This is a genomic window from Ignavibacteria bacterium, from assembly GCA_016707005.1.
Classification (GTDB): domain Bacteria; phylum Bacteroidota; class Ignavibacteria; order Kapaibacteriales; family Kapaibacteriaceae; genus UBA10438.
Window position 1 is genome coordinate 353575 of record JADJIQ010000001.1, and the last position, 24480, is coordinate 378054.

General features: G+C 53.4%; 22 protein-coding genes. 10 read left to right on the plus strand and 12 right to left on the minus strand.

The features are described from left to right. Window positions 1-126 precede the first annotated feature (126 nt). The 4 genes from IPI29_01565 to pdxH are packed head-to-tail and all read left to right on the plus strand — an operon-like array spanning window position 127 to window position 5062. Window positions 127-1422 carry an amidohydrolase family protein gene (locus IPI29_01565; GenBank protein ID MBK7411227.1) on the plus strand — a complete coding sequence of 432 codons (1296 nt, stop codon included), beginning with the start codon at window positions 127-129 and terminating at the stop codon, window positions 1420-1422. A 5-nt stretch (window positions 1423-1427) separates the two neighbouring features. Beyond that, window positions 1428-2324 (plus strand): prolyl oligopeptidase family serine peptidase, encoded by an 897-nt coding sequence (locus tag IPI29_01570; protein ID MBK7411228.1) that lies wholly within the window; start codon window positions 1428-1430, stop codon window positions 2322-2324. Window positions 2325-2355: 31 nt separating this feature from the next. Beyond that, entirely contained in the window at window positions 2356-4413 is a 2058-nt protein-coding gene (locus IPI29_01575) for a M1 family metallopeptidase (GenBank protein ID MBK7411229.1), read from the plus strand. A gap of 7 nt (window positions 4414-4420) precedes the next feature. Beyond that, a complete protein-coding gene (gene pdxH, locus IPI29_01580; protein MBK7411230.1) occupies window positions 4421-5062 on the plus strand; it encodes a pyridoxamine 5'-phosphate oxidase in 642 nt (213 codons plus the stop codon). 113 nt (window positions 5063-5175) lie between these two features. Here the strand turns inward: pdxH and IPI29_01585 are convergent, their stop codons facing one another. From IPI29_01585 to IPI29_01595, 3 genes are all read right to left on the minus strand, one after another. Then, window positions 5176-6129: an ABC transporter permease gene (locus IPI29_01585; protein ID MBK7411231.1), complete on the minus strand. Its 954-nt coding sequence runs from the start codon at window positions 6127-6129 to the stop codon at window positions 5176-5178. 83 nt (window positions 6130-6212) lie between these two features. Then, window positions 6213-7295, minus strand: a complete 1083-nt coding sequence (locus IPI29_01590; GenBank protein MBK7411232.1) for an ABC transporter permease — start codon at window positions 7293-7295, stop codon at window positions 6213-6215. 124 nt (window positions 7296-7419) lie between these two features. Then, a complete protein-coding gene (locus tag IPI29_01595; protein ID MBK7411233.1) occupies window positions 7420-7773 on the minus strand; it encodes a YraN family protein in 354 nt (117 codons plus the stop codon). A 25-nt stretch (window positions 7774-7798) separates the two neighbouring features. Here IPI29_01595 and ruvA point away from each other — a divergent pair, with 25 nt between their 5' ends. Both ruvA and IPI29_01605 read left to right on the plus strand, forming a co-directional pair. After that, window positions 7799-8395 (plus strand): Holliday junction branch migration protein RuvA, encoded by a 597-nt coding sequence (gene ruvA, locus IPI29_01600; GenBank protein MBK7411234.1) that lies wholly within the window; start codon window positions 7799-7801, stop codon window positions 8393-8395. Window positions 8396-8417: 22 nt separating this feature from the next. Then, on the plus strand, window positions 8418-9233 hold the full coding sequence (locus IPI29_01605) for a hypothetical protein (protein MBK7411235.1): 816 nt from the start codon (window positions 8418-8420) through the stop codon (window positions 9231-9233). On the opposite strand, the gene IPI29_01610 is transcribed toward IPI29_01605, so the two are convergent. Together IPI29_01610 and IPI29_01615 are read right to left on the minus strand one after the other, a co-directional pair. After that, a complete protein-coding gene (locus tag IPI29_01610) occupies window positions 9210-10004 on the minus strand; it encodes a hypothetical protein (protein MBK7411236.1) in 795 nt (264 codons plus the stop codon). The two genes, IPI29_01605 and IPI29_01610, sit on opposite strands and share 24 nt — an antisense overlap. Next, entirely contained in the window at window positions 10001-10576 is a 576-nt protein-coding gene (locus IPI29_01615; GenBank protein MBK7411237.1) for an outer membrane beta-barrel protein, read from the minus strand. Before IPI29_01615 ends, IPI29_01610 begins: the two co-directional genes overlap by 4 nt. Window positions 10577-10709: 133 nt before the next feature. Here IPI29_01615 and IPI29_01620 point away from each other — a divergent pair, with 133 nt between their 5' ends. The 3 genes from IPI29_01620 to IPI29_01630 are packed head-to-tail and all read left to right on the plus strand — an operon-like array spanning window position 10710 to window position 14080. Further along, window positions 10710-12485 (plus strand): molybdopterin-dependent oxidoreductase, encoded by a 1776-nt coding sequence (locus IPI29_01620; GenBank protein ID MBK7411238.1) that lies wholly within the window; start codon window positions 10710-10712, stop codon window positions 12483-12485. Between the two features lie 5 nt (window positions 12486-12490). Next, window positions 12491-13540, plus strand: a complete 1050-nt coding sequence (nuoH, locus tag IPI29_01625) for an NADH-quinone oxidoreductase subunit NuoH (protein ID MBK7411239.1) — start codon at window positions 12491-12493, stop codon at window positions 13538-13540. 39 nt (window positions 13541-13579) lie between these two features. Next, window positions 13580-14080 carry an NADH-quinone oxidoreductase subunit I gene (locus IPI29_01630; GenBank protein MBK7411240.1) on the plus strand — a complete coding sequence of 167 codons (501 nt, stop codon included), beginning with the start codon at window positions 13580-13582 and terminating at the stop codon, window positions 14078-14080. Window positions 14081-14090: 10 nt separating this feature from the next. On the opposite strand, the gene IPI29_01635 is transcribed toward IPI29_01630, so the two are convergent. The 7 genes from IPI29_01635 to IPI29_01665 all read right to left on the minus strand — a co-directional run bounded on the left by IPI29_01635 (window position 14091) and on the right by IPI29_01665 (window position 23938). Continuing rightward, window positions 14091-14480, minus strand: a complete 390-nt coding sequence (locus IPI29_01635; GenBank protein ID MBK7411241.1) for a type II toxin-antitoxin system VapC family toxin — start codon at window positions 14478-14480, stop codon at window positions 14091-14093. Then, on the minus strand, window positions 14480-14743 hold the full coding sequence (locus tag IPI29_01640; protein MBK7411242.1) for a type II toxin-antitoxin system prevent-host-death family antitoxin: 264 nt from the start codon (window positions 14741-14743) through the stop codon (window positions 14480-14482). Before IPI29_01640 ends, IPI29_01635 begins: the two co-directional genes overlap by 1 nt. Window positions 14744-14833: 90 nt before the next feature. Next, a complete protein-coding gene (locus IPI29_01645) occupies window positions 14834-16135 on the minus strand; it encodes an AAA family ATPase (protein MBK7411243.1) in 1302 nt (433 codons plus the stop codon). Between the two features lie 51 nt (window positions 16136-16186). Continuing rightward, window positions 16187-16954 carry a DUF4239 domain-containing protein gene (locus IPI29_01650; GenBank protein ID MBK7411244.1) on the minus strand — a complete coding sequence of 256 codons (768 nt, stop codon included), beginning with the start codon at window positions 16952-16954 and terminating at the stop codon, window positions 16187-16189. 1 nt (window position 16955) lies between these two features. Continuing rightward, window positions 16956-22010: an AAA family ATPase gene (locus IPI29_01655; protein ID MBK7411245.1), complete on the minus strand. Its 5055-nt coding sequence runs from the start codon at window positions 22008-22010 to the stop codon at window positions 16956-16958. 1 nt (window position 22011) lies between these two features. After that, on the minus strand, window positions 22012-22749 hold the full coding sequence (locus tag IPI29_01660) for a hypothetical protein (GenBank protein MBK7411246.1): 738 nt from the start codon (window positions 22747-22749) through the stop codon (window positions 22012-22014). After that, window positions 22742-23938 (minus strand): DUF2236 domain-containing protein, encoded by a 1197-nt coding sequence (locus IPI29_01665; protein ID MBK7411247.1) that lies wholly within the window; start codon window positions 23936-23938, stop codon window positions 22742-22744. Before IPI29_01665 ends, IPI29_01660 begins: the two co-directional genes overlap by 8 nt. An 80-nt stretch (window positions 23939-24018) precedes the next feature. Between IPI29_01665 and IPI29_01670 the strand changes: the two genes are divergently transcribed. Next, window positions 24019-24474: a PaaI family thioesterase gene (locus tag IPI29_01670; GenBank protein MBK7411248.1), complete on the plus strand. Its 456-nt coding sequence runs from the start codon at window positions 24019-24021 to the stop codon at window positions 24472-24474. Window positions 24475-24480: the final 6 nt, after the last annotated feature.

Genomic DNA, 24480 nt, shown 5'->3' on the forward strand with positions numbered 1-24480 from the left:
GTGAAGTCATTGTGTTCAAGAAGATCACTCCCTATATTACCTCTGTGTGATAGGTGAGATGAAGAGTACCCCTAGACGAGTGGTGACGTCTGGGGGTTACTCGTTTTTAGACCGTAGATTTGTGATATGCATCGTTACCTCCTTCTCGCCAGCATCATTCTGATCTTCTCCACGTCCGCATTCTGCGGTGATGAGATCCCCGGTGCGCCGCAACGACAGACCATCGCTCTAATCAATGCTGTAGTTCATACAGCAACAGGGCCAACGATCAAGAATGCCACGGTCATCTTTGACAAAGGCATCATCACATCGGTCTCCTCCGCTGCGCCGGCTCCACCAAATGCACGTGTGGTTGATTGCAAGGGGTCTCATGTGTACCCGGGCTTTATCGCTCCCATGACCACCCTGGGATTGACAGAGATCGATGCAGTTCGCTCAACACGAGACATGAGTGAAGTAGGGTCATTCAACCCCAATGCGCGTGCAGAGACCGCCTATAACCCTGACAGTGAACTCATCCCAACTGTTCGCTCCAACGGCATCCTCCTTGTGAACTCAAGTCCGCAGGGCGGAACGATCTCGGGCCAATCCTCAATGATGCGTCTCGATGGCTGGACACGTGAGGATCTTGCTGTGAAGCGTGTGTCCGGACTTCTCCTAAACTGGCCATCAATGGAGATATCCAATGCTTGGTGGATGCGCAAGACAGCAGATGAGCAACGCAAGGATATCGAGAAGAATGTACGATCCATCTATGATCTGTTCGAAAGTGCGCGAGCCTATAGTGCAACAGCAAGGGCGGGCGTAGATACATCGCTGCGTGATATCCGTTACGAGGCCATGCGTGTTGTTTTCGAAGACACCGTACCGGTGATGGTGGAGGCAAACACGCGCAGACAGATCGAGGCCGTAATTGATTTTCAACGGGCCTTCAATGTACGTGTGATCCTTGTCGGTGCAGAAGATGCCCCTCGTATGATCCCGCAGTTGCAGCGTTCAGGCATGGGCATCATCATCCCTCGCGTTCATTCGTTGCCTCGAAGAGAAGAAGATGGATATGACAGTCCATTTGTCCTCGCAAAGACCCTTGCTGAAGCCGGCATCATGTTCGCCTTCTCAGAGAGTGGCGCATGGCAACAACGCAATCTTCCGTTCCATGCAGGCACGGCACGTGCCTTTGGACTATCAGAAGAAGATGCTGTGAAGGGGCTCACCATCTACCCTGCAAAGATGTTCGGTATCGATGCTCAGTATGGTTCGATCGAGGTTGGCAAGAGTGCGACCTTGTTCATCAGCAGGGGTGATGCGCTCGACAGCAAGAGCAATTCCGTTGTTGCCGCGTTCATTGATGGCCGTGAGATCGACCTCGACAACAGACACAAGCGACTCGCGAAGAAGTATCGCGCGCGCGGCACTCGGTAGATCGAATGGTAGACGGTACGTTACTTCATTCGGAACCGATAGCTGTTCCGCCAAGTGCTCTTTCAATGGCTCGCAGAGCCTTGCACGGTGAGGACCTCGCCCGGTATGAGGCTGTAACGCTTCATGATATCACCTATGCGAGTGATGGTCTGAAGATTCGAGGATTCCTTGCGCTTCCGCCTGGCGGCCAAAGCACGTATCCTGCCATCATCTTCAATCGAGGTGGAAGCGGACCGCGCGGAGCGCTAACCCCGGAAACAGCCATGCCCCTTATCGGACTCTACGCCTCATGGGGCTATGTGGTGGTTGCCTCCAACTACCGTGCTCTCGGTGGGTCAGAGGGACTGCAGGAAGAATGGGGAGCCGGTGATGTTCGTGATGCACTGAACCTCTTGCCGTTGCTTGATTCACTATCCTATGTGGACCGCGACCGGTTAGGTCTCATCGGTGGCAGTCGTGGTGGTATGATGGCCTACATGATGCTTGCCCAGACCGAACGATTTCGGGCGGCGGTCACGTTCGGAGCGCCGGCACGGATCAATGCCGTAGAACACTCGGCCTACATTCGTAAGACGATGCTGAAACATCTGCCGCCCGGAAGTGTCGAGCAGTATGAAGCTGAACTTCGTAGTGCAGTGGTGTGGGCAGAACGAATGTCACCTACCACTCCGTTGCTCATGATGCATGGAACGGGGGATAGGCGGGTAGACGCCGAACATTCCCTGTATCTTGCTCTCGAACTGCAAAAGCTTCATAGGCCGTATAAGCTGATCATGTACGATAATGCAGATCATGTGTTGGCAGGCAGAAGGAACGAATCAAATGCCGACATGCGTTGGTGGATAGACAGGTATGTGAGGGACAAGGCGCCCCTTCCTCGTACTGGCCCACACGGAGCATGACGGAACAACTGTTGGATCGAAAGGAAATGTGATGATCGCTCGTTTACTCAGTGCTGTATTGATACTCGTTGCTGGCGGGAGCTTGTCTCTTGTGATGGCACAGGAGAATAAGTCAAGCTTCATCGATTGGCTTATCACCGATGATGTCCTGCAGGAGACGATGCAGCCACGCCACCATATGCGTCTTATGGCTGAGTCCTTTCCACAGAAGACGATCGATACGACCATCGATGTGATCTCCTATGATCTTGTCTTGGACTGGTATTCGGCACTTCTGACACCAAAGGCACAACGTCCGGAACGCAAGGCCAACGGCCGAATGACGGCAGTTGTGCGCTCGCGAGTAAATGACCTGGCACAGATCGATTTCGATGCAGTCTCACTTATCATCGACTCCATCACCAGTGGTGGTACTTCGGTAGTATTCACCAAGAATGTGCGTTCGATCTCCATGACCTTGCCGTCTCCGTTGCAACGAGGCCAGGACGTGGAGCTCGTGATCCATTATGCTATTACTCGCGATGACCGTGCGATCTTCTTCTACAGCAAGTCCGATGCAGCAACGGAGAACTCGCCATATGCGAGCGCCTACACGATCTCTGAGCCCGAAGATTCCCGTCGGTGGTACCCATGTAATGACCAACCCGATGACAAGGCATTGTTCAGTGTACAGGTTCGTGTTCCAAAGGGTTTTACCGTTGTATCCAATGGTGTGAGAACCGACTCTGTTTTGGTTGGTGATACAGCATCTATACAAACATGGAAACACGACGTTCCGATGCCAACCTATCTCTTTGCAGTGTCAGCCTCGGAATACATCCTGTATCCGCAGGTCTACACCCGCACGGACAATTCGTCTGTTCCTATCTCGAACTATCATTTCGACGTCGATCAAGATGGACCGTTTTACAATGCCACTCGTGCGTTGCAGAACATTCCACTCATGTTCGAAGCGTTTGAAGAGAGGTTCGGTCTCTATCCGTTCCAAACGTACGGTCACGTCACGGTGAGCCCCTTCCAATATGGCGGTATGGAGCACCAGACGATGAGTACCATCAACCGTCGCTGGCTAGCCGGAGATGTTGAAGGGGGCTATGCACACGAGCTTGCCCACCACTGGTTTGGCGATCAGGTCACATGCGCTACCTGGGCCGATATCTGGCTCAATGAAGGCGGTGCATCGTGGGGCGAAGCAGTCTATCAAGAACATCGCAGTGGGTTCACGGGATACATGCAGGTGCTTTGGGAAAAACGTGCGCGATACATGCTGACGGGTCTGAACGAACCACCTGTCTACAACATTCCGATCGGGATTCTGTTCAACGAGGCAACCACATATAACAAGAGTTCGTGGATCTATCACATGATGAGACGGAACGTGGGTGACGCGATATTTTTCCCGGCCATCAGAGGATATCTGGCGAAATACAATATCGGTTCGGCTCAGACCTATCAACTGCTCGATCATATGAAGGAAGCTGCGCCCAACCCACTTGTTGCCTGGGATACGTTCTTTGACCAGTGGCTCGTGAAGGCAGGCCACCCGGTACTTGAAGTGATCGTCAGCACCACAACCCGACCGACTCCGTTCGTGTATAGAGTGACCATAGCGCAGACCCAAGAACATGAAGGGGTCCCAGATGCCTTTGTTGTACCGGTTCATCTGCGCTTCATTGGATTTGGAGAGGTCTTAGACACAACGGTGATCGTTCGTGAACGCAGCGTCACAATGGAGTTCGCTGTAGGTTTCGATGCGGATGAAGTACTCGTGGATCCTGATAACGACATTCTGTGTGTCAAAGGGGAAACACTCGTGGGAGTTGATGAGCAAGTTCAGTCTGACTCATGGTGCGGGATCCTTGGTCCTCATCCAATCACTGCCGGTTCACCGCTGCGGATCTACCTTGATGAAACATCGAAGGCATCCGTTGAGGTACGGTCGATCACAGGTTCGCTCGTTGCATCCGCTTCCGTTTCCTCAGGGGTTTCGCTCCTCGATACATCATCCCTCGCACCCGGATCGTATGCGGTTAGCATCATAAGCGGTACACGCGTGTATCATCGCACGGTCATCATCACAGCACAGTAGAAACATCATGGACATCGACGTTGCTTCAATGCGCAAGGAGTATGCTCGCGAAGAACTGACTGAAGACTCAGTGCAGCGAGATCCCCTTGGTCAATTCGCAAGTTGGTTCGATGAAGCGATCGCAGCCGCTCTGCCTGAACCAACAGCCATGGCTCTATCTACCGTAGGCGCAGACCGACGTCCATCTTCACGTATGGTCTTGCTTAAGGGCGTGGACGAACACGGACTTGTGTGGTTCACGAACTATGCGAGCCGTAAAGGCAAGGAACTCGATTCCAATCCGTTTGCGGCTATCCTTTTCTTCTGGCCTGAACTAGAACGCCAGGTCCGTATTGAGGGCAAGGTTGTTAGAGTATCGCAAGCAGAGTCGTTGAGGTACTTCCTGTCGCGTCCAGTAGATAGCAAACTCGGCGCATGGGCATCGCTTCAAAGCATCGTTGTTGCTTCCAAAGATGTCCTCCGACACCAGTTCGAGAGCGCAAAGGCTCGCTTCGCAGATGGTGAAGTTCCTCTCCCGCCCCACTGGGGTGGATACCGTCTCATCCCGGATTCCTACGAATTCTGGCAGGGTAGACCTTCACGCATGCATGATCGTATCCACTATCGTAAGGAAAACGAGACGTGGATCATTGAGCGCTTGTCGCCGTAGCTAGGACATGGTTACGAGGTTACTTGGTTACGAGGTTACTTGGTTACGTAACCCCGTAACCACGTAACCTCGTAATCCCGTAACCTCGTAATCCCGTAACTAGGCATTACTCTCTACGACCGCAGCCGCGGATCCGTAGCATCGCGCAGGGCATCGCCGATAAGGTTGAAAGCGCTCACCGTGATGAAGATCATCAGTCCGGGGAACACTGCAAGCCACCATGAGTACGTGCTTGCACGTGCCTTGTGCAACACGCTTCCCCACGTTACAACGGTAGGGGGCACACCAAATCCAAGGAATGACAATGCGCTTTCGAAGAGAATAGCGCTTACAATGCCAAAGGCAGCGTAGATAAGGACCGGTGCGATGGCATTGGGCATTACGTGACGGAAGATGATCCGTGTGGTGGAATAACCAAGTGCCGTTGCTGCACTCACGTAGTCAAGGTTGCGAACGCGCAGCACTTCGCCACGCATGAACCGCGCAATGGATGTCCAGCCTGTGAGACCGATAAGCCCCATGATCAACCAAAGAGTTCCTTGCTCAACCAGAGCGACAATGGTAATGATGAGGAAGAATCGAGGGAAGGTGATTACCACTTCGATCAGGCGCGAGATCAGCAGGTCCGTGAGACCGCCAAAGAACCCTGCTATCGCTCCGAGGATGATGCCGATGGTAAGGGCGATGGACATCGCAACAAAGCCGATACTCAGGGCGTACCGAGAGCCGTGAATGAGTCCAGATAGCACGTCGCGGCCAATATCATCTGTACCGAGCCAGTGGAGTGCGGACGGCGATCGATCCTTGAGCGTCACGAGTCGCTTATCCGTACTGCCCGGTGCATAGGGAATAGGCGGGTAGACCGCCCAATCGTACGGTAGTGCTTTCCAGTCGGCCGTTGCAAACTCTGCTCCCCATTGTGACACACCGAACGTGACGCCGATCTCTCGAGCCACGGGGAAATACACATCTCCCCGAAGAGAGCACACGATCGGTTTGTCATTAGCCAAAACGTCGGCGAAGATGGCGATCACTGCAATGATGCCAACGATCCAGACGCTGATCATTCCAAAGGCATTTTTCTTGAACTGACGTCGGACGAATTGTCCGTAGCTCTCGCCTTCGTTGGGATTGACAGTTGTACTCATGTTCACGCTGCCTTCTTACCGTACGAAATGCGAGGATCGGCAAAGCTGTAGAGGATGTCGGCTACAAGCATCCCGGCAAGGGTCAATACCGCTGAGACCGTGAACACGGCCATGATCATCGGATAATCACGAGCCACGAGCCCCCTAAACGAAAGCTCTCCCATTCCCGGGATCGAGAAGATCGATTCAATGATGACCGAACCGCCGATGAGATTGGGAATGAGTGCGGCAACGAGCGTAATGAGGGGGATAAGAGCGTTTCGCAGTGCGTGGCGATACACCACGGCACGTTCGCCTAAGCCCTTTGCACGTGCTGTGCGGACGTAGTCTTGACGGATCACCTCGAGCATGGACGAACGCATTTGACGAGAAATGAAGGCGAAGTCTGCATAGACATATACGATCATCGGAAGAGCCAGGTGCCACGAATAGTCCGCGAGCTTCTTCCATAGACTCCAATTGACGGAAAAACTCGGTGAGCGAAGTCCGCTCGACGGAAAGATCGAAATGAACTCCGGATTTGCGAGGAACGTGATGGCAAGCGTTCCGATCCAAAACACCGGTAACGAGTACAATGCGAACAGGACGAAGGTCGATATTCTGTCGGCCACAGTTCCCGGATGCGTTGCACTGTAGATACCTAGCGGCACGGCAATAAGGTAAGCCAGAATGATGGCGATCAGGTTCATCGTAAGTGTAACAGGGACTCGTTCCACCATCTTGTCAAAGACAGGTCGGTTGTCTTGGAAGGACTTACCGAAGTCCGGCTTCCCCGTAAAGGATGCGGCAGACCAATGCGTGCCTTGCGGTGTGAACACGCCCGACATATCGAAACACATCAGACCACCGGTCCAGATCGCATACTGCTGCCAGATCGGCTTATCGAGGTGCCATTGCTGTCGGATCAGCTCTATGGTCTTTTCATTGAGGGTGCTGCGTCCGCTTACGCCGCCCTCAGCCCCCTGACCAACCTTTGCGGCTGCCGGATCACCCGGTGCCAGCCTACTCACTGCGAACGAGATCACCGTTATGATGAATAACGTTGGAATGAACAGGAGTACGCGCTTAACGAGATATCGCCACATAGGGGGCGAAGTTACGGAGATACGGAGTTACGGAGATACGGAGATACGGAGATACGGAGATACGGAGATACAGAGTTACAGAGATACGGAGATACGGAGATACGGAGTTACGAGATTACGGAGTTTAGAAGGCGTTGATATAGTGGCGAATCTCTTCCTTACCTGCGATGAACTCAACGGCTACTACGTCGAAGCGGCAGGGGACTCGATGGTAGTTGTTACGAGCCATCCATGCTTCGGCGGTTCGACGTACGGTTTGGAGTTTTTTGGGAGTGAGGGACCCCTCCGGAGTGCCATAGCTCCGTGATCGACGGTAGCGCACTTCAACAAAGACCAGCGTATCGCCATCTCGGGCCACGATATCCAGTTCTCCCAGATGCTTGAACTTGAAGTTCCGCGCGAGGATGAAGTACCCCTTTTCTTGGAGGTGTTCCGAGGCTCGTTGCTCGGCATCTCGTCCAACATGAACCTTATTCACGGTATCCTCCCGATATTCGCGCCCTATGATCGCTCAGCTCACGGGCCTGGTGGCTCAAAAACATGGAATGGACATCGTGATAGACTGTCACGGTGTTGGGTATGCTGTGAGCGTTCCGTTGTCCACTGCAGACAATGTGCCTGCGATCGGTCAAAACGTGACATTGCTCACCATCATGGTAGTGCGCGAGGATGCAATGTTGCTCTTTGGATTCAGCACCGCCGCCGAGCGTGATGCGTTCAAACTCCTCACATCCATTCAAGGAATAGGGGGCAGGATAGCGCTCGGTATCCTTTCTTCATCGTCGCTCTCCGACCTACGCAAGGCACTCGTCAACGGAAACCTTGCTGCCTTGCAGCGTCTACCGGGTATCGGGAAGAAGACCGCAGAACGTCTCGTAGTTGAACTCAGGGAAAAATTCATCGGCGTGGTACCGGATGGCCAATCGTCGGCACCTTCCGATCTGTCACTTTCTGCCGATGTTGCGATCAGTGCACTACAAGCCCTCGGCTACGCTCGCCCCGCCGCCGAAAAAGCCGTCAAAGCTGCCCTCGCCTCAAATCCGGATGCCGCCTCTTCCCCTGAAAAACTCATTCGTCTCTCCCTCCAATTAGCACATTAGCACATTAGCACACTAACGAACCATGCTTCTCATCATCCCCGCCATCGACCTCTCCAAGGGTCACGCACTGCGTTGCGTGAAGGGTGTGCCCGGAACTGAGACCTTGTATTCGGAGATCAGTGAGCATCCGGTGGAGTTGGCTCAGCTATGGAGACGAGAGAACGCGAAGTGTCTACACGTAACGGATGTTGATTCGTTGTCAGGGGATACCTCTGGCGTGAACCTCGCTGCTGTGATCGAGATCCAAAAGGCCGTGGATATCCCCGTGCAGATCGTTACGTGGCAGTCAACGGTGAAGGCCTATCGTACGTTACTTGAGGCCGGCGTCTATCGTGTTGCGATCAGCAGTGTTGCGTGGACGGATCCTGAGGGCGTTCGAGACCTGATCGATGAATACGGATCGAGTCGGGTGATCTTCGGTGTTCGTGCGCATCACAGTGATGTGGATCTCGGTGAATCCGTTGGAATGGTGGCCGATGAGGAGTTCATTCGACATGTGTTTGAACTCGGCGGCAGACGTATCATCTATACTGAGGTTGACTGGGAAGGCAAGCTCACGGGAGAAGATGTAGAGACCATTATTCGCATTGCAGCGGCCGCCCCGGTGCGCATTACAATGGCAGGTGGAATCGCGTCGCCCCAACACCTTTGGGCTCTGCAAAACAGTGTTCCGCGGAATGTGGACTCTGTGGTGATCGGAAGAGCGATGTATGAGAATAGATTCCCGTGTCAGAACATCTGGCGCAGCGCTGAGGCAAAACTCGAACCCGAAATCCACGCGCATGCGAATGAGATCGCCCAGCAATCATCGATCTCAAAGCTTGATCGCGATCGGTAATGCAAGTGTTAGCTCAATGAGGAGCCGCTTGTACGGCATTGAAAGTTGAGAGCGAAGTACTAGTGGCAGCGATAGTATGCATGCAACCCATGCAAGTGACACTGGCCAGAGCATCGTAGTGCGGAGCAACCACGTGCACAAGACAAGGGTGACGATCGAAATGAAGAGGAACCATCGTGTCCCGGCTTCTCCGAGCAATCGTGCAATGCTTGGTTGATCAAGTGATTCATCGATCACCTTGTCCGGTAAACTCTCTAGAACGATCGTTGCAGCAACCATTGTGATGTGTGCAGTAATCGCGCCGATCGCTATCGTCGGGATACCATCGGCCAAGATCAAAGGCACGGACCACACTGCTACGATATAGGCGAGTGCCACGTTCACGTCTTTGATGGCGCCTAACCACCGAGATCCTATCATCCTTTGGAAGACGTGATGTAGGCCAAAGAGGATCGAGACCAGAGCCGCAACAAAGAGACTCTCCCAAGGAAGCGTAAACACCCCCACAATTGCACTAGCAGCTCCTACGGCAACCACCCCGAACGTCAACGATGTCCGATAACGGCTGTGGAATTGGTGCCGAAGTGTTGGATAGCCGTTATTGGAACGACGTGTGTCTATCAACCTGTCAGCCGTGTACAGGCACCAGGTTGCTCCGGGCACCACAAACCACCAAGAGAAGGGAAGGGGCGTACCAAGTGCCACAGAAGAGTAGATTCCTCCACCGAGGATACCAAGTAGGATGTCAAGATTAAGGAAATGGACGATCACTGAGTCAGCTGATACACCACTCCCACACTCGCACCGGCAACGGAGTAACCATTCTCGCTGAACGCATAGTTGTATCTCCCGGCCACATCTACGTCGAGCTTATCCGAAAGAGGGATCAGAACCCCAACAAGTCCGCCCGCGGATCCACGGACGGCGCTTGCACCATCAATGGCCACCGGCACATTGCCCACCATCACGTCTAGGGTGAGGAACCCTAAGCCCCCTTCAACCGTGACATACGGCGTCCAGCCGTGCTTGATAGCGCGCCAAGTGACAGTTGCGAGGATCTGGTAGTACGTAGCGGAGTATTCGGAGAAGTCGCCGTTCTCATTTTCGCTCATGGGCGACCACATCCAGGTTCCCTTTGCTCCAACCCTCCAGTTACGGTCGAGGGCGAATTGATATCCCAGATTGAACCCAAGTCCCGGCTTTATACCGAACGTATCGGCCAGATGTCCGCCCGGGGCAAGGTATGTAAGCGAGATCGGCAGATAACTCCTGGCCGACTGTGCTTCTGAGTTGGCGGAAGCTGCTAAGAAGAGCAGGAAAACGAGTGTAGTGAATCGCATCATAGTCGCTGGGGATAATATTGGTGGACGTTCCAAGATAGTCAAACCCCATCGGTGGCGTATGAAGACGTTGATTTCTCGTATGTTTGCGCGATTGACGGACGTACGCGTTCGATTGGAAACACGAAGGACGGACATGCCCCAGATCATCATCGATGGACGCATCATAGAGGCCTCGCCTGGTCAAACGATCATTGAGGCGGCTCTCGAGAACGGCATCACCATACCGCACTTCTGCTGGCACCCCGCACTGACGGTGGCCGGCAATTGCAGGATGTGCCTTGTGAATGTAGGTTCCCATAAGAAGGACACCGACGGATCGCTGATGTATGGCGACGACGGCGCTCCGGTTGTGAACTGGATCCCCAAGATGCAGATCGCTTGCTCCACGCCCGTGGCGGATGGGATGATCGTAGACACCTCAAGTGAGAAGGCCGAAACGGCTCAGAATTCTGTGATGGAATTCCTCCTCATCAACCATCCTCTCGACTGTCCTATCTGCGATGAAGCCGGACAGTGTAAGCTCCAGGAGTATGCCTTTACGCATTCGAAGGGGCAGAGCAGGTTCAGCGAAGAAAAGGTTCACAAAGAAAAGCGCATAGAGTTTGGTCCGAACGTGATGTTCGACGGAGAACGCTGTATCTCGTGTTCACGCTGCATTCGATTTGCCGATGAAGTAGCAAAGCAACCGGTGCTCACATTTGTGCAGCGTGGAGACAAGGTCACGATCCGCACATTCCCGGGAACAACATTCGACAGTCAATATTCGATGAACGTCATCGATATCTGTCCGGTTGGCGCGCTCACAAGCATCGACTTCCGCTTCAAGGCTCGTGTGTGGGAGATGTCTTTCACAGACTCTGTGTGTCCGGGCTGCGCTCGTGGTTGTAACATCAAGATCGGTGTGATGAATAACGAGGTTCTGCGAACGGAACCACGCACCAACATGCATGTGAATACCTACTGGATGTGTGACCATGGCAGGCTTGCAGCTCCGGGTCTTGTGAACGACAACCGCTTGAGCGGGCCAAAGGTCCGCCGTCAAGGCGTTCTTGTCGACGCCACATGGGACGAAGCGATCAATGCGGCTTCGGCTGCTCTGAAAGATCTCAAGGCTTCGCAAGTGGCTGTCATCGGCTCCGCTCATGCCTCAAACGAAGACAACTATGTGTTGGGTCGTCTTGCGCACGATGTCCTCAAAACAACAACGATCGATTACGTAAAGCACAACGACCACTCCTTTGGCGATGACATCCTTCGAGTGAATGACGTAAGCCCGAATGCGATCGGCGCTCACAGTGTTGGCATCGCACCAAAGGGAGACGGACATGGGATCGATTCCATGGCTGATCGTATCCGTCGTGGTGACGTGAAGGCACTCATCGTGATGAACGAGGATCTGGCGTCGCATTCACCAGCTCTTGCTGAAGCGGCAGCATCGGTGGAAACGCTCATCGTTCTCGCATCGCATAATTCCGTGACTGCTAAGCAAGCCAACATCCTGCTTCCAACAGCAACATGGGCAGAGGCCGACGGTACGTTCACGAACATGATGCACCGCGTGCAGCGCTTCCAACCAGCAGTTGTTACAACAGAGAATCAGCGGACGATGGGCCTCAAGATGAGCCGGTGGGATAAGTTCGGTGCTCCAAATGATCGTTGGTCCAATGGCGAACGTCGCGACTGCAAGCCAGCGTGGAACATCGTTAAGCAGATCGCCGCAGCACTCGGAACCAATTGGTCGTATACGTCCGGTTCGGATGTCTTTGCAGACATCACAAAACACGTAAGCCCCTTTGCAGGGATGTCCTATGAACTTCTCGATGCTCATCAAGGTCTCGTCCTTGGGAAGGCCTCGAATCCAGAGCCAGTTGGCGTTGTTTACGAATCACATGTGATGAAACCGCAATAACCGCCATGTCCCTAATACAACTCATCATCATCGTTATTCAGGCCACGATCCTGCTCACCCTTATGTTGGTGTGTGCGGCATATATGGTTCTGGCAGAACGAAAGATCGCAGCCTGGATCCAGAATCGCGTTGGACCGAACCGTGTTGGTCCGTGGGGTTTGTTCCAGTCTTTTGCAGACGTGATCAAGCTGAATCTGAAGGAAGACATCGTTCCTGCAGCAGCTGATTACAAATTCCACGCATTAGCACCGGTGATCGCCATTGGTGTTGCCATTACGGTCTATGCGATCATTCCATTTAGCGCTCCGCTAGTTGAGATCGATGGTATTCAGTACGGTCTCTCAATGGCACCGAACATGAACATCGGTATCCTTGCGATGCTGGCCATGACGTCTGTTGGCGTCTACGGGATCGCATTGGCAGGGTGGAGCTCGAATAACAAGTACTCGCTCATGGGCGGCCTCCGCTCTGCAGCACAGATGATCAGCTACGAACTCTCGATGGGACTTGCCATCATCGGTGTAGTGTTGATCGCCGGATCATTGAATCTTGTGGAGATCATTCAGGCGCAGACCAACGGGATCTGGTATGTCTTCCTCCAGCCCGTGGGTTTCATCCTGTTCTTCATCACGGCACTTGCTGAAACCAATCGTGCACCGTTTGACCTTCCTGAGGCAGAGCCGGAGCTTGTTGGCGGTTATCACACAGAATATTCCGGCATGAAATTCGGACTGTTGTACCTGGCTGAGTACGCAAATATCTTGGCCTCAAGTGCGATCATGGCAGCATTGTTCTTGGGCGGATGGGATGCGATCCCATTCCTCGATGATAGCGCCATCCTTGGTCTTGCGCCGAATTCCATTCCGCTTGTTCTCCTCGGACACATTGCGTTCTTAACCAAGGCCCTTGCCCTCGTCTTTGTCTTCATTTGGGTTCGTTGGTCGCTCCCACGCTTCCGTTACGACCAGCTGATGAACCTCGGGTGGAAGGTTCTCCTTCCGATCTCTCTAGTCAACGTCATCCTCACAGGACTTGGCGTCCTCTTCTTCGATTAACACGTACCTCCGTACCTCCGTAACTCCGTATCTTCTTCAATGGCAAACATCACCTCAAATACTGAATCACAGCGACTGACCTTCTGGGAACGCATCTACCTGCCCGAGATCGCTAAGGGGCTTGGGTTGACGTTCAAGCAGATGTTCAAGCCATCGTTCACACGTCAGTACCCTGAAGAACGCTGGATCCCCGAAGGTTCGTATCGCGGCCGTCCCGTCCTCGTTCTTGAAGAAGATGGCGAACGCTGTGTTGCATGCGGTCTTTGTTCACGCGTCTGCCCGGCATTGGCCATTGAGGTCCGCGCCGCGGAGACGGACAAGGACAAGGAACGTTATCCGGAGAAGTTCGAGATCAACATGCTTCGCTGCATCTATTGCGGCTTCTGCGAAGAAGTATGTCCGGAAGAAGCCATTGTCATGAGCAAGGACTACGAACTCGTGTTCAGCTCCCAAGAAGAAGGCATCTTCGGCAAGGACAAACTCCTCGTGGCGGTAGCACAACTGCAGGAACGGCTTGAGTTCTTACGCCAATGGCGTTAAGCTGACAAAGTCACCACATGACGTGTATTCCGGCCTGACTGAAACGTTGATCAGCGGAAACGATAGTACAGTTCTCTTCCGTGGCTTGGGCAACGAGAAGGCGATCGAATGGGTCTCGATGATCCCAGTCGAGTCGGGCAGCAACAATCGCGTGCCGTGCAGTGATAGGTAAGAATCGAAAGTCATAGTCGACCATTCGACGGTCAATGTTCTCGAGCAGCCTCGCAGCTTGAGGCAGTTTACCGATCTCGAGTTTTCGCTGTAGCTCATAGAGGCTAACAGGTGAAACAAAGATCGTAGCCGACTTCCTACAAAGTGCCTTCTTGACCCTTGGTGAGAATCGTTCCGGTTCCTGATCGAACCACAAGAGTGCGTGCGTATCCAGCAGAATGTTCTGCATTACCAGTTCAACGGATCGTTGGGATCGTGTTCATCAGCGAATTCATCAGCTACTGAGTACGTAGTGCTATTAGCGCCCGCAGGAGTATCTCCTGCAACCACCCCGAGGCCCATCGGTCGAAGATTCTCATCTGATCGATCATCTAGAGGGACTATCTGAACCGCTGGCTTCCCTCGGCGTGAAATGATGACCTCTTCTCCGGCCAGCGCGGCCTCTACCAGCTGAGAGAGTGTCGACTTTGCCTTATGCATGTTGACCATGATCATCGTAGTGCCTGTTGACGTTTGAATCGTGACAGACAACATGCGAAATAGCTAGATATTTCGCAATCTAGCTAGATAGATGCAACACGTTTAGGCTATCTCTCTCAGAAGTGCTTGTCGCTCGATCTCGAGCTGGCGGATCCTGCGCTCAAGTGAGTCCAGTTCCTCCGGCATAGAATCGATCTCGATCCGAAGCTTTGATGCGGCCTCATCAACGAGGTCGATTGCCTTATCCGGCAGGAATCGGTCGGTAATGTAGCGGTGGGAGAGTTGAGCGGCTGCTACGATTGCGCCGTCAGTGATACGCACGCCGTGGTGGACCTCATAGCGCTCCTTGAGACCTCGGAGAATGCTGATGGCATCATCAACCGTGGGTTCGGCAACGTAGACCTTTTGGAACCGATGTTCAAGTGCCGGGTCCTTTTCGATGTGTTTCTGAAACTCATCAAGCGTTGTAGCGCCGATGGCACGCAGGTCTCCGCGCGCAAGAGCAGGCTTGAGAATATTTGCAGCGTCCATAGCGCCCCCTGTGGCACCTGCGCCCACAAGGGTGTGAAGTTCGTCGATGAAGAGGATGAACTCGCCATTCGACTCGCTGACTTCTTTGACCACGGCCTTGAGACGTTCCTCAAACTGACCGCGGAATTGTGTTCCGGCAATGAGCGCACCCATGTCGAGAGAATAGATGGTCTTTGACTGCAGCGTCTCGGGCACATCCTGAGAAACGATCCGCTGGGCAAGCCCTTCAACGATGGCGGTCTTGCCAACACCGGGCTCGCCGATGAGGACTGGATTATTCTTGGTCCGGCGCGAGAGCACCTGAAGCACACGCCGGATCTCTTCTTCACGTCCGATCACTGGATCGATCTTGCCCTTACGAGCCTCTTCGTTTAGGTTCCGTGCATACTTCTGCAGCGATTGATATTTGTCTTCGGGATTCTGATCGGTGATGCGACGATTTCCGCGTAGCTCCTTCAACACCTTTAACACTGCGTCTCGAGTGAGTCCTTGGTCCTTGAGCAATTGTCCGGCGGAGTTCTTCGAGGCGATCATCGCCAACAAGAGATGTTCTGTTGAAATGTACTCATCGCTCAAACCGGAAGCCTCTTTGAAGGCATCCTGCAACACGCGTTGGGTGTCGTTCGAAAGATGGGTGCCACCAAAACCTTGAACCTTTGGCAACGCACGGACAAGATCATCGGACTTCTGACGGATGAACTCGGCGTTGACACCGACCTTTGTGAGAACGGGCACTACCACGCCATCAGAGTCCTGAAGCATTGCGACCAGAACATGGACGGGTTCGATAGCCTGGTTCTCGTTGTCTGCCCCGATCTGCTGGGCGTTTTGAACGGCCTCTTGGGCCTTGAGGGTAAGCTTATTGAAGTTCACGTTCTACCTCCTGTGCGTTAGAGCAGAGGCTAAGACGAACGAGGACCCGGCTTAGTCCGTTGGAAGTGACCGTAGGTCTTCGGCCGCCCTGAGGTAGGCATCGGGTTTCACCCCAACACCCAATTGCATTGGGTTGTCAAGCGCAAAGATCAGCACCAGTACAAGAGCCAGCATCAATGATACGAGCCATGTATACATCAAGTGGATCCTCCGGTCGAGCATACCGAAGAACCACAGAAACACCACTGTTACTCCGGCCCCAATAAGAAGCACGATCTTGAGAAAGGGGCTCATATGGTCGCCGGTAGCCGAGATACGTTGATACCGCTCTTCCGACATTGCACCGAGGATGTCGAGCATCGACAGGTAGACGGATTCTTGACGTGGTCCAACGGGTTCGATCGATCGTACGATTTCCCAGATACGACCAAAGTGATGGTGATGTGTTTTGAGTCGGTTATGTTCAAGGTCAACATTCCATTCCTGCGTGGCCACATGTTCAGTGTAACGCAGGCAAGCCATCCGAAGTGAATCTGAAATGTCAGGGCTAAAGGTTCGAGCGGCTTGAGCAACATCAACCAGCATAGCCGCTTCACGTACAGAAGACTCAGCCACCAGATCGCGTCGTGTTTGGCCATGGCTGACTAAAAGCCCCAAGATCACTGCATACAACACACCGAACGTTGCATAGACTGCAGCCGTCACTTCGTTGTGTGGTTGCAGCAAAGCCCCCTTCACTCTACGATGAATGAGGACGTGGATCAATGTTGTGATCGTTGCCGCCAGAAAGCAGAGTGCTATGATGAGGATAAGGGTCACGTCAGAACCTAACGTCGAAAATGTGAATAGGTTGGGAACGACCGCGGATGTGTTCTTCGCCCTCGTCAATAAAGGAAATGTTGTCCAACGTTACGTTCCTGCGAACATCATCGCTGATCAAGATCCCGATCCCACGTTCCTTTGTTAGAGCTTCAAGACGAGCGGCCACATTCACGGTATCGCCAATGGCCGTGGTATCCATCCGTCGGTCTGAACCAACGGTTCCAAGTACGATATCACCGGTATGGATGCCGATTCCGATCGCGAGAGGGGGCATGCCCTCACCTTCAAGCTCTGTGTTTACCGCTTTCACTGCATGGGCTATATCAATGGCCGCTCTTACAGCATCGGCCGGTTCACGTGGGAACAGACCCATCACTGCATCACCGATAAATTTGTCAATGAATCCATGATTGTTACGGATCACCGGCACAACGCCGGCAAGGTATCGGTTGAGGAGTTTGAATACGTCTTCGGCCGTGGACCGTTCTGCAATGCTGGTGAAGCCGCGGATGTCTGCAAAGAGTACGGTCATTGTTGTACGAACAGCATCGCCGAGGATTACGTCTCGAATGCTGTCCCGTCCCAGCGACTCAAGAAACTCCGTTGGTACGAAGCGAGCCGAGGCCGCCCGAAGCTTCTCTTGCACGTCGTAGAGTCGGGCATTCTCGATCGAAACGGCGATCTGACTGCTGAGCAGCTGTAGTACACGCGTGCGCGATGGTGTGAACGCATGTGTTGTGTTCGTGTTCTCGAAGTATAGCAGACCTATGAGCCTCCCTTGATGGGCGATTGGAAGTGCCATCACGGACCGTGGTCCATTGGCGACGATATAGGAATCGGTGGAAAGTTCATCGTCGATAGAAGCATCATCGATCACGATCGTATTTCCAATTCGAAGTGCTTGAAGCACGAGCGGACGGCAAAGGAGATTCGTGTTCTCAGCCCGCTCCTTCTCCTTCAGCATGGTTGTGCCCTGCAGCGTTGTGCTGGCAACAACATGGAAGTGTGTGCCGTCCTGAAGCACCAGAACGGACCTGTCTGCGCCGGCATTCTCCATCACGATACGCATCATGTCTTGGATGAGATCTTCGAACACAATGGTACCACTGATCGCACTGGAGGCCTTCAGGACTGTATCGATATCAATGGTTTCTTGTCGGAGCCCAACACTACCGGCAAGGGTCGTCTGTGTAACGGTAGGACGGTCATACCGCGCTTCCCGCTGGGAACCTGCTGCAGGAAGGGTAAGCCGGTCTGCAAGGATAGGGGAGCCCCATGCCCTCCATGCAGCAGACGCACGCTGGCGGTAGAATTTGGAGGCATCACGCATCGCAGTGCGATCGATAGCATGCACACACCACTCTGCAGCGAGGGCCGACATCAAGAGGTCGCCAAGATCGTTAGCATGAGACACAGCTGCGCTGAACAATTCCAATGCCGCCTCTGCTCGACCCATAACGAGGTGTTGTGCTCCGAGTAGGATATTGAGTCGTGACTCAAAATTCTCGGCATTGTGCTTTCGCCATTTCTTAAAGAGCCCCACACCGCGCGCGAGTTGGCGTTGATGCACTTTTGAAAGGGGCTTCTCATTCTTCAGGAGGTGTTGAGCATGTGCCAAGGCAGCATAGAACTCGCGGTCAACTTGAAGCGACTGTCCGCTGAGTGCATGTTTCCACGGATCGAACTGTGCACTTACACGAAGCGCTTTGTCGGTCTCCCACAGGAGCGTGGCTATCTGCAGATCTGTTACCAGCCACGAACACATTGCCGTTGCATCCTTACTATCTCGCATGTTCTGGAGCAGAGTCTGCTCATCGTCGATCAGCTCAGTGAGATCATCAACACGTGGCAGGTCAGGTGCAACTGCGGTGATCACCTTTTGAACAGCAGCTTCGAAATATCGCGCAGTCCATGGGAGCCCAGTTGTCCGCTGATATACACGGTGGAGTAACTGTACGGCCTCTGCATTGTATTCGGCTATCTCTAGCAGTGGATATCCGGCAAAGAGGCGTTGCTCCGATTGCACTCCCAAGCTCCACAACGTGCCATGTTGCTCACCTGTTTGAACAGAGATCTCGGCACCGCGTTGAAACTCAGCAATGCAATCCGCGATAGGTCGCGTCCACAAGAGTACATTGCCGGCACTGATATTGTGAGCTCGGATCCGCGCTCCGGCATCCATCGTTCGTGGTACGAGATCGATCGATAACTGCGCGAAAGTTGCAGCGCGTTTTGGCAAGGACATTCCGCCGAGAACCAGACCAAACATCGCGTAGGCATCGATCGATACATCGCTGTGTCCATGGTGCATAACGAGGTAGGTACGCACTAAGACAATGGAGGACAGCAAGTCGATGCTGAAGTTGAAGCCTGGGGAGGTTAGAAGGAAGAGGATCTCGGAGGCAAGCTTGAGGCGTTCGTCATTGTTGAACGGACGCTGACCAAGGACTGTTGGAGTTCTGCCCCGAACGGCACGCCATGTCTTTGCCAGCATTGTTACGATGTCGAGTTTCGATGGATCCGGCTTCACCTTGATCCCAAGTTCGGCAAGTGCTTCAATGCCTCCGCTGAGTGTTTCGTCAAAGCGTGCCTGAACCACGAGGATGGAGATATGCAGATACTTGATCTTGGCTCGCTCAAGCGGTGTTCGGGCGCGTGGCAATAATTCGGCGATGATGCTATCTGCCAAATGATATTCTCCAACCGCTCCAACGCAATCAGCAAGCTCAAGTGAGGCCTGCAGGAGTGCATCGCGGTGAGAGTTCCACAGAGATTCATGCTCAAGGCTTCGGCCCATGTCGATATGAAGCCGAGCCGTGCGTAGGACGCCTCCCGATCGGGCGCGATGTCCGGCACGGTAGAGTAACAGGCATGCCTGGTCACGTTCTTTGGAGTCTGTGAGGGCACCCAGCGCACTCTCAATGTGACTTGCAACGGTGAGGAGGTCTTCTTCCTCTACATCGCGTTCGCCGTTCAGATACGATCGGGCGATGGATGCATGAACCTGTTGCCTGTCTTCGTCGGACAGCGATTGGTGGGCGATCTGCTGGATACGATCGTGTACGAACTCAAAGACGTTCGTCATCGTGGCATCACCCCAGGTGATGAGTCCGGCAGCCATCGCCTTGTCTACGCTGGCAACGACCTCTGCAAGAGGAATGCCGGCCACATTCGAAACACGATCAACAGAGAATGACGTCCCGATGCATGCCGCAACAGCGATAAGTCGCATGGAAGCTGTATCGAGCTGTTCGAACCGCGAAGCGATGAGATCCTGAACATCGAACTGCATCGGCATCTTGCGGAGTCGTTCAATGTCCCACATCCACTGCCGACGTCCTCTGTCGTAGAGAACGATGCCTTCGTTGACCATGTAGTTCATCAACTGCACGTTGAACAGAGGATTCCCGCCCGTGCGTTGATGCATTGCCTCTACCAGCGGAACCGCTTGTGCATGCTCTAACTGAAATGTTTCGCAAACGAGCTCAGACATTGCCTCCGTGCCGAGCGGATGTACATCAACGATCTGGATCGGCAGAGGTGGCGGTGCGATCTGTTGCGTCCATAGTGAAAGGGGATGATCTGCAGCGAGTTTCTCTTCAGCTCGTATCGTGGCAACGATCAGAATGCGGGCATCAGGGATCTTATTGCCAAGCATGGCAAGGAGTTCAAATGTTGCCTGATCCGCCCATTGAAGATCATCAAGCAGTACGATCAGATCTCTGCCTTGTTCGGCTATGCAGGAGAGCATTGCGGCAAGGGCTGTATAGAGCCGCACCTGCATTTCCTGAGCTGTGGACGAGATCGCATCTTGTTCATCACGTATCAGAAAACGCATGTCAGGAACGGCCTTTACCACCACGGACATGTTATTTCCGATCGAGGCCCCAAGACGATCTCGCCAAACATCAACAACGTCCTGCGGTTCACGAAGGACCTGACGAACGAATGCCGACACTGCCTGGATGACGCTCGACATTGGAAGACCCTGAGCGAACTGATCCTGCTTACCGGAAATCACCAAGGATCCCTCGGCTCTTGCCTCCCGCTCAAACGTGCGAAGGATCGTTGTCTTTCCACTGCCCGCCATGCCTCGCACGATCACGGCCTGCAAATTTCCCGAACGGGTTTGACCAAGCGCGGTTCGCATCGTTTGCAGCTCGCGCGTCCGTCCATGGAGCTTCTGCGATATCACGAATCGTTCGCTTCGATCATTTGCCTTCAATGTGACAACAACGCCCGTGGACAGCGACCGTTGGATCTGACTCAGATCATGTCGAACCCCATACGCTGATTGATATCGTTGTTCCGGATCTTTTTGAAGCAGGATCGATACAAGATCGGATAGCGAACGCGGACAATCACTTCGGCGTTCATGCAGGGGCAGCGGTGTTCGAGCGATCTGCGCATGGATCAATTCCAACGTGTCGTCGCTCGAGAATGGAGGCACACCCGCAACCATGTCATAGATCACACAGCCCAAGGCATAAAGATCACTTCGCACATCGATCGGACGACGTACGCGCCCTGTCTGCTCAGGAGCCATATACGACAGCGTCCCCTCCATTGTCTCCGTAACGAGATAGGGGGCTGATGGCGATAACCGAACTGCAAGTCCAAGGTCTGCTATCGAGATCGAAGGTAGGTCATCTCCAACGATGATGTTCGTTGGGTTCAGATCACGGTGAATGATATGGTGGGCATGCAACGTCTCGAGAGATGAGGCAAGACCTTCAGCATACAGCAGGACGTCTGCGATCGAGATCTGTCCGGCCGTTATCACATCACGCAGATTCCTCGACCCGGCATCTTCCATCACAAGGTGCAGATGCGTGGTTGTCTGCAAGAGATCAAGCGTTCGGATCACGCCACGCATTGACAGCGTGGAGGTTAGCTCATATTGATGTCTGCACCGATAGACCGCCGTATCATCCCGTACGGATACACTCTTCACAACCACAGCACGTTGGTCGCGTTGGCGAATACCGCGCTGCACAAGCGCTTGAGGCGACTCGTGGATCTTGGCTGTGAATTCGAATCCGGATAGGGTCATATCACTTTACGGCTAAGCCATGGGCAGCTGCGAATTGCTTCGGTGATGGGGCTTTCCCGGTCATACGATCTCGCGTCATCACGATCGCATACCAGATGTCGAAGACGAAGATCACTACACCAACAAAGAAGAGGTAGGAGTTGCCTTGGAAGTGGATTACCATAAAGGCCGTGTTCATCGCCGTGCCGATCATTTTCAACCACGCCGCATTGATCGAATACAGTACTTGACCGCTGCGGCCAAGCCTCATGTAATTCACGATGTACTGGATGGAGATCGCTGCGTTGAGCGTGTATGCTGTGTAGGCCCCGATCGGTGTTTCCATACCGGAAGCACAGAACGTATACATCCCGCCGAAGAAGATCAATGTTAGAATGATCACATACTTCTTGTAGTGATCCTTCAGCCATGGAGTCTGGGTGTCCACCTTGCCGAGTGTTAGGAGCTTGTACCAAATGAAGATGTCGAGGAGGAACCAGGCCTGGTAAGCCCCCTGAGCCAAATGACCCATGTCGGATTTGAAGAACCAAGAGAAATTGGCTTCCCATGCAAAGTTGCCCGCAGCCACGAACGTAGGCATCTCTAAGGATTTGTACTTGCGAATGTCATGGATGATGAATCCATAGACGATCACCCACATCCAACATCCACCGGCGAAGAGAATAGCTTCCAACCCCGAGTACTTCGACCAATTGAAGAACTCGTCCGTTTGCATCCACGCAATAATGCTATCAACCACGTGCGTACTCCTCTAATTCGTTTTCGATCGTGATAACGGGTTTGCGACCATTTGCCCATCGCTCAATGGTAGTTTCAATAAGCCCCATACCGAGCCGGCGGATCGTACTGCGACGTGTGAATGGCAGGGACAACAGAATCTTGTGGAGTGTCTTCAGCAAGTAGGCAACGAGTCTCTCGAACGTGTGTGCATCATTGCGGGCAAATGCTCCAGTCAAGACTACCTTCTGTGCACGGGGCTCCATGAGATCCTCCATCAGGAGGGATGATACATGAAGGAACTGCACATCAGTAAAGACATGGCGCTCAATGAAGTTCTGCAACGCATTTACAAGAGTGAGTCCCGACTTCAAAGGTGTAAGACCGAACTCTAACTCTGCGATATCGTCCCAGACGTCGGAAGGCCGAGTATGGATAGCTCGCAATACTTCTTCATTGATCCCGAGGTGATGACCGATCACGATCCAATGCAGGATGAAATCCCGTTCTTGTTGCTCCGAAACATCAACTCCCAAGGCCCGAGCGCCCCTGCACGACTGTTGAGAGAACGTGAGAAGTGTGCCGGCCATATCCATTTGATTGATCGGCTGCCCCAGCTCGGCAAAATCCCACGGCTTGCTATGGGCAGCGTTGCGCTTGTCGATCATCACGCGGATACCGCAATGGAACATGCGGATCTTTTGGATCGTGCGAATGGCCACGAGGGAATTGGTCCAGTTCTCATGGATCATCACGTTGCGTACAAAGACCGCTGTTTCCATCACCCGTCGGACCATGGCATCATCCGCCCCTGGATGTCCGCGGACGGGTTCGCCTAGTTGACCGGTATAGACCAATACGTCTGACCCACGTCCGGCAGCATAACACTCCGGAAGTGACTTACATAGGAGTGCAAGAATAAACTCGGTAGCATACTCTTGAAAGAGATCGCAAGACCGTTCCATTGCGCCGGGGAGGTCGGGGATCGAGGCGATCCATTCCGGCAGGGAAGTGTCCTGTAACAACGTGACAACTGCTTCCGGCATGTCTGCCGAGGGCTCAGAGCCCGGAGTGTCCCAATCGTCGATCTTATGCAGGTACGTCCAATGCGCTGATGAGGTCATAACCTCATTGGCTGCCGACATACCCTCTCTATCTGTGGTTTGACGCAGAACGCGCCATTCTTCCCTCGAAAACGCCTTCGGTTCCATCAATTGACCCCCAAGTCAGTTACCAACCCAACGACAAATGTAGATAGTCAGTATGGATTACCGACCATTATCTTCGCCGTATGAACCCAACGACCTTTACCGTCCGCAACCCTGATTTTCGAAAGACCATCCTAGGCCATCTAGAACGTCAGGAATTCATGAAACATATCGGTTGCACCCTCACCTTGATCGAACCCGGCCATGTTGAAGCTGAGATACTCCTTACTAAGGAGCACCAGCAGCAGATAGGCTTGGTTCACGGCGGGGTAACGGCAACCATCGCCGATGTTGCTGCTGGCTTCGCCGGTTTCACCCTCGTTGGTCCCGACGAACACACAGTGACCGCCGAGATCAAGATCTCCTACCTTCGAAAGGGAAGGGGCAATCGCCTCCGGGCCGTTGGGCGGGTGCTGAAGGCGGGATCGTCGTTCCATTTCTGCGAGGCAGATGTCTTCTGCGAGGATGAGAACGGAGTGGAGGTGCTGATCGCACGGGCAACAACGACGATGGCAGTCATACAAGTTACTAGGTACTAGTTACTC

Coding starts and splice junctions, on each gene's coding strand:
- IPI29_01670 (MBK7411248.1), top strand. CDS start 24,019: ATGAACCCAACGACCTTTACCGTCCGCAACCCTGATTTTCGAAAGACC.
- pdxH (MBK7411230.1), top strand. CDS start 4,421: ATGGACATCGACGTTGCTTCAATGCGCAAGGAGTATGCTCGCGAAGAA.
- IPI29_01630 (MBK7411240.1), top strand. CDS start 13,580: ATGGCAAACATCACCTCAAATACTGAATCACAGCGACTGACCTTCTGG.
- IPI29_01615 (MBK7411237.1), bottom strand. CDS start 10,576: ATGATGCGATTCACTACACTCGTTTTCCTGCTCTTCTTAGCAGCTTCC.
- IPI29_01620 (MBK7411238.1), top strand. CDS start 10,710: ATGCCCCAGATCATCATCGATGGACGCATCATAGAGGCCTCGCCTGGT.
- IPI29_01635 (MBK7411241.1), bottom strand. CDS start 14,480: ATGCAGAACATTCTGCTGGATACGCACGCACTCTTGTGGTTCGATCAG.
- IPI29_01570 (MBK7411228.1), top strand. CDS start 1,428: ATGGTAGACGGTACGTTACTTCATTCGGAACCGATAGCTGTTCCGCCA.
- ruvA (MBK7411234.1), top strand. CDS start 7,799: ATGATCGCTCAGCTCACGGGCCTGGTGGCTCAAAAACATGGAATGGAC.
- IPI29_01575 (MBK7411229.1), top strand. CDS start 2,356: ATGATCGCTCGTTTACTCAGTGCTGTATTGATACTCGTTGCTGGCGGG.
- IPI29_01665 (MBK7411247.1), bottom strand. CDS start 23,938: ATGGAACCGAAGGCGTTTTCGAGGGAAGAATGGCGCGTTCTGCGTCAA.
- IPI29_01605 (MBK7411235.1), top strand. CDS start 8,418: ATGCTTCTCATCATCCCCGCCATCGACCTCTCCAAGGGTCACGCACTG.
- IPI29_01590 (MBK7411232.1), bottom strand. CDS start 7,295: ATGTGGCGATATCTCGTTAAGCGCGTACTCCTGTTCATTCCAACGTTA.
- IPI29_01565 (MBK7411227.1), top strand. CDS start 127: ATGCATCGTTACCTCCTTCTCGCCAGCATCATTCTGATCTTCTCCACG.
- nuoH (MBK7411239.1), top strand. CDS start 12,491: ATGTCCCTAATACAACTCATCATCATCGTTATTCAGGCCACGATCCTG.
- IPI29_01655 (MBK7411245.1), bottom strand. CDS start 22,010: ATGACCCTATCCGGATTCGAATTCACAGCCAAGATCCACGAGTCGCCT.
- IPI29_01585 (MBK7411231.1), bottom strand. CDS start 6,129: ATGATCAGCGTCTGGATCGTTGGCATCATTGCAGTGATCGCCATCTTC.